Here is an 8,424-nt window from a genome sequence, read left to right as displayed (position 1 = left end):
CTGGGGGCGGGCAACCAACAACTGGAAGTCAGCAATGAACCAATTCGCGATCCTCTACGAAGACCGGTTCACCAAATCGAGCACGTAAGATCCTCAATCAGCTTCACGAAATCGGTGAAGGTTCAATGAGCCTCACACACGGAAACTCGGACAGGCCCTTGAAAAGCATCGATCGACCGGCTGGGCCGCTCATGTGAAGTGGTGCTGCAGGATCGACCTCAATGGCATACGGCATCACTCCGAGTGTTGATTGTCGATTTGCACGTAAATTCAACGGCCTCACAGTTTCATGGCGGCTGGTTGAATTGAGTCGCGGCACCACTTATTCGCCCCCTGTCCTGATTGGATTGCCCCGTATCTAGGATGCACCCAACAGCCGCCCCGTAATCGCCTCCCACTCCGCCACCTCCACCGGCGTGATCGACAGCCGGTTGCCCCGCTGCAGCACACGCATGGGAGCCAGGTCCGGGTGCTCGCGGAGCTCGGCCAGCGAGATCAGCCGGGTCTTGCGCAGGGCCTGCACGTCCAGCAGCAGCCAGCGGGGCTGGTTGGGCGGGGACTTGGGGTCGTGGTAGGGCGAGGCGGGGTCGAACTGCGTGGGATCAGGCCGGGTGCTGCTGGCCACGCGGGCGATGCCCGCGATGCCGGGTTCGGGGCAGCTGGAGTGGTAGAACAGCACGCCGTCGCCCACCTGCATCTCGTCGCGCATGAAGTTGCGCGCCTGGTAGTTGCGCACCCCCGTCCAGGGCACGGTCGCATTCGGGGCGGCCAGGGCGTCGTCGATGGAGCATTCCTCGGGCTCGGACTTCATGAGCCAGTAGCGCGGCGGGTGTTGTGGGGTGGCGGTGGTGGCGGTCATGGTGCCATTCTGGCAAAGGGCAACTACAACTTTTGGGCTGCGCAGTGGATACGGGAGTTGGGTCGCTTCTGTTTTGATAGCTGCTTGCGCTTATCCATTGCGCGGTAGAGCCTATTTTTATTCAGATTTTTCTGCTACTGCCGTGCCGGGCGCGGCCAGCGGCTCGCGCGGCAGCACGCAGCGCAGGCCCACGCCGCGCCCGCCCAGCCCGTCGGCAAAACCCAGGGTGCCGCCCATGCGCTGCACCACGCGCTGTGCAATGGCCAGGCCCAGGCCCGTGCCCGCCTCGCTGGTGCCGGGGATGCGGTAGAAGCGCTCCCACACCCGGGCGCGGTGCTCGGGGGCGATGCCCCGGCCGTTGTCCTGCACCAGCAGCACGATGGGGCCGCTGGGGCTTGCGTCATCCGTGCCCAGGGTCACCTCCACACTGCCACCGGCCACACCGTAGCGGATGGCGTTGTCCACCAGGTTGTCGATGACGGAGCACAGGCCTTCGTGGTCCAGCCGGGCGCTGAGGTGTTCGGGGGCCGTCAGGGCCAGCTCGATGCCCCGTGCGCGCGCCAGGGGCACGAGCAGGGCCACACGGTTGCGCAGCAGGTCGGCCAGGTCCAGCGTGGGGTGCACGGCTGGGGCAGCGGGCTGGGCGGCGGCATCGGCGCGCGCCAGGGTCAGCAGCTGGGTGAGTAGGTGCGAGGCCCGGGTGATGCCTTGCTGCAGTGCGTGGGCGGCGTCGGCCCGCGCGGCGGGGTCGGGTTCGGTGAGCAGCTGGTGGGCCTGGGCGTTGATGGCGGCCAGGGGCGTGCGCAACTCGTGCGCGGCGTCGGCCAGAAAACGCCGTTCGGCCTCCAGCCGCTGGGCCTCGTGGGCGAGCAGGGCGTTGAGTTCGTGGACCACGGGCGCGGTTTCGGCATAGAGCCTGTCCACCTGCACGGGCGCCAGGTCGCCCGCGCGGCGGCGCGAGATGCGCTGCGCCAGTTGCTGCAGTGGCGCCAGCCCGCTGCGCACCGTGACCCACACCACCAGCCCATGCCACAAAAACACGCCCAGCTGGCTTTTGAGCACCAGCCACAGCACCGGCAGCAGCGCGCCCAGGTGCAGCGCACCGGGCTCGGCCACCTGCACCACCACGCTGCCGTCGCTGGCGGCCTGGGTGTGCAGGTGCCAGGGCGGGTTGCCGGATGGGGGCGGGGCGGTTTCCGTGGCGGTTTCCATGGCAGTGGGCGGCCAGGGCACGTCTTCGCTGCTGCGGTACAGCACCTGGCCCTGCGTGTTCAGCACGCGGGTGTGGGTCAGGCCTGCCATGCCGAGCAGGTCGCGGCCGGTGATGCGCAGCAGCGCGCCCTGGGCGGCCAACATGCGGGCGGGCAGGGTGGCTTCGGGGCCGCTGGCGGCCTCAGCCAGGATGCGGGCGGTTTCGCGCAGCCGGGTGTCGATGTCTTCGGGGCTGCGTTCCAGCGCCACCCAGGTCATCACCGAGGCCAGGGCCAGCCAGGCCACGACCAGGGCCAGGGCTTGCCAGGCAATCAGGCGGCGGATGAGCGAGGGCGGGCGTGGTGCGCCGGGGGCCGTCGCCGTCGTGGCCGCTTGCGCGGCGTGCATGGCGGCTGCGCTCATGGTGCCGGGTCCAGGGCTGGGGTGGGCGACTCCAGCACATAGCCCACGCCGCGCACGGTGCTGATGAGGTGGTTGCCCAGCTTGCGCCGCAGTTTGTAGACATGCACGTCGGTGGCGTTGCTGTCCAGCGTGTCGGCAGGGCTGGAGCTGGCCTCGATCTGCGCGCGTGTGAGCACGCGGCCCGGGTCTTCGGCCAGGGCGCGCAGGATGTCGTACTCGCGGGCGGAGAGGTGCACGTCCTGCCCATGCACCTGCACCCTGCGCCGCGCGGTGTGGATGCAAAGCGGGCCAATCTGCCACACGCTGCTGGTCTGCCCGCTGTGGCGCCGCAGCAGGGCACGCACGCGCGACAGCAGCTCTTCGATGGCAAACGGTTTGCCCAGGTAGTCGTCGGCCCCCGCGTCCAGCCCCAGCACGCGTTCGCCCACGCTGTCGCGGGCGGTGAGCAGCATCACCGGCGTGGCCTGCCCCTGGGCGCGCAGCCAGGCGAGCAAATCCAGCCCCGTCTCGTCCGGCAGGCCAATGTCCAGCAGCACCAGGGCAAAGGGCTGGTCTTGCAGAAACCGGCGTGCATCGGCGCTGGTGCGCAGCCACACCACATGGTGGCCCGCCACGGTGAGCACACGCTGCAGCGAGTTGCCCAAGGGGAGGTCGTCTTCCACAAGAAGGATGCTGGCCATGCGATGGGGTTTGAGGAGTGAGGCGGTGGCGGCGATTCTAGGAGCGGGCCGTGTCGCCCAAGGGGTGCGTGCGCAGCGGGCGTTCATGAAAGCTTCATCTGGGGCGCCCGGCATGGCGGCGGCTTCATGGGGGCTTCATGCGGGTTTTTGCAGACTGCGGGCTTCTCTGTTTTTTTACCCCCGGCTGTGGGGCTTCCGTATGAATCTGCAAAACGCCATCACCCTGTTTTCGCCGCGCAACCTGGTGTACGCCTTGATTGTGTCCATGCTGTCGGCCTGCGGCGGCAGCTCGGACGACGGGCATGTGGTCACCGTGGACGGCATCAGCATGGATAAGACCATCGACAAGACCGGCATCTACGACCTGGAGGTGACCGGCGCGCGCAACGACGTGACGGTGGCGGCGGGCAACACCGTAGCGCGGCTGATCGTGGCGGGCATGAACAACCGCATTTTTGTGCTCAAGACTGCCACCGTGGAGCGCATCGAGCTGGACGGCAGCGGCAACACCGTCTATGTGCCCGTGGGATTCAAGTCGCGCATCACGCGCAACGGCAGCAACAACGATGTGATCGAGCGCTGAGGCGCTGGGGCAGCGCCCAAGCATCTGCTCAAAAAAACCGACTTTGCCCGCAAAATCACCCCAGCCGCTGCAGTGCGGCGCGGGAGATGCCGATGGACAAAGCGGGCAAGAAGAAGCCGGGCGGATGGGTGATGGCCTTGTTTGCGCTGCCCTTTGCCGCCGTGGGCGTGGGCATGCTGCTGCTGAGCGTGTTGCCCACGCTGTACGACTGGTCGCGCATGCAGTTCTGGCAGCCGGCCAACGCCACGCTGCTGGCCGCGAGCCTGAACAGCAGCCGCAGCAGCAAATCCACCTCGTACCACGTGACGGCGCGCTACCGCTACACCGTGGCGGGCCAGGTGTATGAGGGCGAGCGTGTGGCCATCAGCGGCGGCGGCGACAACGTGGGCGATTTTCAGGAGGCGCTCGGCGAGCGGCTGGAGCAGGCGCTGCGCGACGGGCAACCGGTGCCGGTCTGGGTCAACCCCTCGCACCCGGCCGAGGCGGTGATTGACCGCAGTCTGCGGCCCGGACTGCTGGCATTCAAGATGGTGTTTGTGGTGATGTTTGGTGGCGTGGGCGTGGGCATGCTGGTGTTTGTGGCGCGCGGGGGCAAGCCGCTCAACAAGCAGTGGCAGCGCAACACCACCGCCGCAGGCACGCCCGGCAAGCTCGAAAAGATCCCCGGTGGGGTGCAGATGCACTTTCCGGCCGGGCGATGGTGGGGACTCAAGCTGGCGATGGGGCTGGTGGGGGTGGTGTTTCTGGCTGTGGGCGCGCTGGTGCCCTGGGAGCAAGAGGCCCAGTCCGACATCGGGCCCTGGCTGTTCAGGCTGGGCTTTGGGGGCGTGGGAGGCGCGGTGCTGGTGGGCGCGTTCTACGCGCTGGCCAACAGCCTGCGCGTGCAGATCGACCGCGACGGCCTGCGCACCGAACGGCGCCTGCTGGGCCTGATGCTGCAATGGCACCAGGTGCCAGCCCCCGATATAGCCCGGCTGCGTGTGGTGGAGGGCTACACCGTGGAGATCAACAACCGCCGCGAGGTCTACTACCGCATCGAGGCCGAGCTGCGCAGCGGCAAGAAGATCACCGTGGCCCAGGACCTGAAGGGGCGCCAGGACGCGGACCGGATGCTCGCGTCCATCGGCGGCGCCACGGAGTATCCCATTCGCTGATGTCTCCGATGCGGTGGACGGGTTTCAGCCTGCCTTGCGAAACGTGAGGTTGATGCGCAGGGCACCCGTCATCGCATGGCTGGCGTCGGCCAGCGGCAACACGCCATGAAACCGCAGCCGCGCCGGGCCGCCCCACACCACCACGTCGCCATGCCACAGGCCCACACGCCGGGCCTTGTCGGCACGTTCTGCGCCGCCCCACAGGAAGATGGCCGGGATGCCCAGGGAGACAGACACGATGGGGTGGTCGTAGTTGCCTTCGTCGCGGTCCTGGTGCAGTGACAGCCGCGTGCCGGGTGCGTAGCGGTTGATGAGGCAGGCATCGGGCGCAAAGCCGGGGTAGCCTGCCGCCTCGGCGGCTTCCCGGGCGAGCTGGCGAAACGCCGCAGGCATGGGCGGCCAGGGCAGCCCGGTGGTTGGGTCGGTGGGACCATAGCGGTAGCCGCTGCGGTCGCTGATCCAGCCCAGCGCGCCGCTGTTGGTCATGGCCACCGACATGCGCTGCCCGCCCGGCGTGACAAGGTGCCTGAAGGGCGCCTGGGCCGTGATGGCATCGACGGCCTGCAACAAATCGGTAGCCTGCGGCAATGCAAAGCCGCGCAGCACCACGGCACCTGGCTCCAGCCACTCGGGGGCCTGGGGTGTGGCGGGCAGGTCGTCAAACAGGCCGAGGGTCATCGTCATCTAGTCAGCATCATGAAAGATGATGCCCATCGTATGCCGCTGGCCTGATCGCACGCGGCTAACACCGTGGCGCAGGTTCACGCGGTAGGTGCCGCGTGTGCCTTGCACCGGGCGGTGGTGCACGGCAAACGCCACGGCGTCGCCCTGGCGCAGGGGCACCACCTCGGCCCGCGACTGCATGCGGGGGCGTTGTTCAGTCAGCACAAATTCGCCGCCGGTGAAGTCGTGGCCGGGCTCCGACAGCAGGATGGCCACCTGCAGCGGGAACACATGCTCGCCATACAAATCCTGGTGCAGGCAGTTGTAGTCGCCCGGCGCGTACTGCAGCAGCAGTGGCGTGGGGCGCAGTTGCCCGGCCGCATGGCAGCGGGCGATGAAGTCGGCATGCTGCGCGGGGTAGCGCACGTCAATGCCCATGGCGGCATTCCAGTGGTTGGCGATGGGCTGCAGTTGCGGGTAGAGCGCGTCGCGCAGCCCGGCCACCATGTCCGGCAGCGGGTAGCTGAAATACTGGTATTCGCCCAGGCCAAAGCCGTGGCGCTGCATGACCACGCGGCTGCGGAACAGGGGTGGGCCGGGGCGGCGGTAGAGCCCGGCCAAGGCCGTGCATTCCTCGGCGCTCAGCAGTTGCGGCAACACCGCATGGCCCTGGGTGTGCAGGTCGTCGGTGGCCTGGGCCCAGTCGAGCGCGACCACACGCCCGGGCCAGGGGCTGGTGGCCTGTGGTGTGCTGTGGGGCAGGGCGCTCAAGCCACTCATGCGGCCTTCTCCTGCAGGCGCGCGGGTGCGGCGGCGGCGGACTCCCGCTCGAGCAGCGCGCGCTTGCGCTCCACGCCCCAGCGGTAGCCTGACAGCGCGCCGTCGCTCCTCACCACCCGGTGGCAGGGGATGGCCACGGCCAGCGCGTTGGCGCCGCAGGCCTGGGCCACCGCGCGGGTGGCGGCGGGGGCGCCGATGCGCGCTGCAATCTCGGCATAACTCGCTGTCTGCCCGGGCGGGATGGTGCGCAGCGCCTGCCACACGCGCTGCTGGAAGGCCGTGCCCTGCACGTCAAGCGGCAGGTGGAGGCCCAGGCCGGGCGCTTCGACAAAAGCCACCACCTGGGCCACCAGCGATTCAAAACCGGCATCGCCGCCCACCAGCTGCGCCTGCGCAAACCGGTCCTGCAGGTCGCGCACCAACGCGTCGGGGTCGTCGCCGAGCAGGATGGCGCACAAACCCTGGCCGCTGTGAGCCACCAGAATGGCGCCCAGCGAGCATTGCGCCACGGCAAAGTGGATGTGTTGCGCGGCACCGCCTGCGCGGTAGCGCGTGGGTGTCATGCCCAGCACCTGGGCGGATTTTTCGTAGAAGCGGCTGCTGGACTGGTAGCCCGCGCCGTAGATGGCCTCGGTCACCGAGTCGCTGGTTTGCCCCAGTGCGCTGCGCACACGCTGCTCGCGCTGCGCGGCGGCGTAGGCCTTGGGCGTGAGGCCCGTGGCCTGCTTGAAGATGCGGTGCAGGTGCGAGCCGCTCAGCCCCAGCCGGGCGGCCAGTGCATCGAGCGTGGGGGCGCGCCCCTCGGCTGCATCGGCTTCGATGAAGCGGCAGGCCTGCGTGACCCATTCGGCATGGTGCGACTGCGCCGAGGGCTGCTGTGGCTTGCAGCGCTGGCAGGGGCGAAAGCCTGCGTTTTTGGCGTCGGCGCAGCTGGCGTGGAAGCGCACGTTCTCGGGCCGGGGCGTGCGCGCCGCGCAGCTGGGGCGGCAGTACACGCCCGTGGACAACACCGAATACCAGAAGCTGCCGTCTGCCGCTGCGCTGCGCGTCAGCACCGCCGCCCAGCGCGGGTCGGCCTGGGTGGCGGCGGCTTGTTGCGCTGCCTGGGTGCTGCGGGGGGCCGGGCGGGTGGGCGTGGACATTGGGGGCGTTGAGGAAATGGCGGTGCCGAAGGCTTGCATGGTGAGGGCTCCGAAAAGAACCGTGTTCACACACGGGGTGCGAACAGCTGGGTTTGCGATGCCCTCACTGTAGAAACGGCACGTGCGGAGCGCACTCCGAAGCTTGCTTTTGAATTCTGCACCTCGGCTGGGTGCGCCGTCGGTTGCCCCTGTTCGCCCATCAAATACTATTGTTTTGATAGCTATAAAGGCACTCCTATCAGGCGGTAGAGGCCATTTTTATTCATATTCTGGTGACCGAAGAGCCCGTGGCGCTGCTTGCCCGTTCTGCACGAGCGCAGCGCGTCTTCGTCCGGAATGCCACTTGGTTTCTCAGTGGCGCCAAGTCACGTATCAGCACGTTGGCATCATCGCTAAACAGAGTTCCTAAATCTCGTTATGTCATAGGAAAGACGCCCGCCAAGATTAATCACCTTCATATCATGATCGATCATGTAAAATTATGGAGGAGATATTTTTCCATTTACTTCGCGACAATTTTCAGGTATTTTTTCACCTGGAATTGAATATGACCAAGTGATGGTTACTCGGGATTTGTCGATGTTTTCGTAAAAACTCCGCAAATATCCTATGTCGTCAATTGAAGAAATATAGGATTTTGGGCCAATGTTTATGATTCGCGTGTTGTGACCAGCTCCGAAGGGCGTCCGAATTCGTTGACCATCCACTGCAATCTCAAAATTGGCTCCCCTAGCACCCAAGACCCAAGGCAGGCGATCATATGAAATCTCGAAGCTCTCTTTCATGTTATTTTTTATGCCGATTTCAACAAGTCCATTGCCTCTCTCGATTGCAAATACTTCAACTGGGCACAATCCTGATGATGCACTAGCGGAAATGAATTTCGCGGAAAAAATGAGGAAAAATAGAAAATTTCGCATCGGGAATTTCATCAATATCTCCACAAAAT

9 protein-coding genes are annotated in these 8,424 nt (G+C 66.3%); 2 read left to right on the top strand and 7 right to left on the bottom strand.

What is annotated here, in order from left to right:
* Nucleotides 1-358: 358 nt before the first annotated feature.
* From ACYZGB_RS15610 to ACYZGB_RS15600, 3 genes are all read right to left on the bottom strand, one after another.
* Nucleotides 359-859 (bottom strand): EVE domain-containing protein, encoded by a 501-nt coding sequence (locus ACYZGB_RS15610; RefSeq protein ID WP_462389546.1) that lies wholly within the window; start codon nucleotides 857-859, stop codon nucleotides 359-361.
* Nucleotides 860-976: 117 nt separating this feature from the next.
* On the bottom strand, nucleotides 977-2,473 hold the full coding sequence (locus tag ACYZGB_RS15605; RefSeq protein ID WP_462389544.1) for an ATP-binding protein: 1,497 nt from the start codon (nucleotides 2,471-2,473) through the stop codon (nucleotides 977-979).
* A complete protein-coding gene (locus tag ACYZGB_RS15600; protein ID WP_462389542.1) occupies nucleotides 2,470-3,153 on the bottom strand; it encodes a response regulator transcription factor in 684 nt (227 codons plus the stop codon). The genes ACYZGB_RS15605 and ACYZGB_RS15600 overlap by 4 nt, the downstream gene beginning before the upstream one ends.
* A 199-nt stretch (nucleotides 3,154-3,352) precedes the next feature.
* On the opposite strand from ACYZGB_RS15600, the gene ACYZGB_RS15595 reads away from it, so the two are divergent.
* A complete protein-coding gene (locus ACYZGB_RS15595; RefSeq protein ID WP_462389541.1) occupies nucleotides 3,353-3,736 on the top strand; it encodes a hypothetical protein in 384 nt (127 codons plus the stop codon).
* An 86-nt stretch (nucleotides 3,737-3,822) separates the two neighbouring features.
* Nucleotides 3,823-4,890: a DUF3592 domain-containing protein gene (locus ACYZGB_RS15590; protein WP_462389539.1), complete on the top strand. Its 1,068-nt coding sequence runs from the start codon at nucleotides 3,823-3,825 to the stop codon at nucleotides 4,888-4,890.
* A gap of 24 nt (nucleotides 4,891-4,914) precedes the next feature.
* Here ACYZGB_RS15590 and alkB read toward each other — a convergent pair whose 3' ends face one another.
* The 4 genes from alkB to ACYZGB_RS15570 all read right to left on the bottom strand — a co-directional run bounded on the left by alkB (nucleotide 4,915) and on the right by ACYZGB_RS15570 (nucleotide 8,407).
* A complete protein-coding gene (gene alkB, locus ACYZGB_RS15585) occupies nucleotides 4,915-5,568 on the bottom strand; it encodes a DNA oxidative demethylase AlkB (protein ID WP_462389556.1) in 654 nt (217 codons plus the stop codon).
* A 6-nt stretch (nucleotides 5,569-5,574) separates the two neighbouring features.
* The gene (locus ACYZGB_RS15580) at nucleotides 5,575-6,333 is read right to left on the bottom strand and encodes a 2OG-Fe(II) oxygenase (protein ID WP_462389538.1); all 759 of its coding nucleotides are present in this window, start codon (nucleotides 6,331-6,333) and stop codon (nucleotides 5,575-5,577) included.
* Nucleotides 6,330-7,475: a bifunctional DNA-binding transcriptional regulator/O6-methylguanine-DNA methyltransferase Ada gene (gene ada, locus ACYZGB_RS15575; RefSeq protein ID WP_462389554.1), complete on the bottom strand. Its 1,146-nt coding sequence runs from the start codon at nucleotides 7,473-7,475 to the stop codon at nucleotides 6,330-6,332. Before ada ends, ACYZGB_RS15580 begins: the two co-directional genes overlap by 4 nt.
* A 479-nt stretch (nucleotides 7,476-7,954) precedes the next feature.
* A complete protein-coding gene (locus tag ACYZGB_RS15570; protein WP_462389536.1) occupies nucleotides 7,955-8,407 on the bottom strand; it encodes a hypothetical protein in 453 nt (150 codons plus the stop codon).
* Between the last annotated feature and the right edge of the window lie 17 nt (nucleotides 8,408-8,424).

The sequence above is a fragment of the Acidovorax sp. Q11 genome (genome assembly GCF_054950075.1).
Note: the sequence above shows the minus strand (reverse complement) of the source record. Positions and strands in the feature narration are given on the sequence as shown.

Bases quoted from the DNA above. Each gene is read 5' to 3' on its own strand.
- ACYZGB_RS15600 (WP_462389542.1), bottom strand. From the start codon at position 3,153: ATGGCCAGCATCCTTCTTGTGGAAGACGACCTCCCCTTGGGCAACTCG.
- alkB (WP_462389556.1), bottom strand. From the start codon at position 5,568: ATGACCCTCGGCCTGTTTGACGACCTGCCCGCCACACCCCAGGCCCCC.
- ACYZGB_RS15605 (WP_462389544.1), bottom strand. From the start codon at position 2,473: ATGAGCGCAGCCGCCATGCACGCCGCGCAAGCGGCCACGACGGCGACG.
- ACYZGB_RS15590 (WP_462389539.1), top strand. From the start codon at position 3,823: ATGCCGATGGACAAAGCGGGCAAGAAGAAGCCGGGCGGATGGGTGATG.
- ada (WP_462389554.1), bottom strand. From the start codon at position 7,475: ATGTCCACGCCCACCCGCCCGGCCCCCCGCAGCACCCAGGCAGCGCAA.
- ACYZGB_RS15610 (WP_462389546.1), bottom strand. From the start codon at position 859: ATGACCGCCACCACCGCCACCCCACAACACCCGCCGCGCTACTGGCTC.
- ACYZGB_RS15580 (WP_462389538.1), bottom strand. From the start codon at position 6,333: ATGAGTGGCTTGAGCGCCCTGCCCCACAGCACACCACAGGCCACCAGC.
- ACYZGB_RS15595 (WP_462389541.1), top strand. From the start codon at position 3,353: ATGAATCTGCAAAACGCCATCACCCTGTTTTCGCCGCGCAACCTGGTG.
- ACYZGB_RS15570 (WP_462389536.1), bottom strand. From the start codon at position 8,407: ATGAAATTCCCGATGCGAAATTTTCTATTTTTCCTCATTTTTTCCGCG.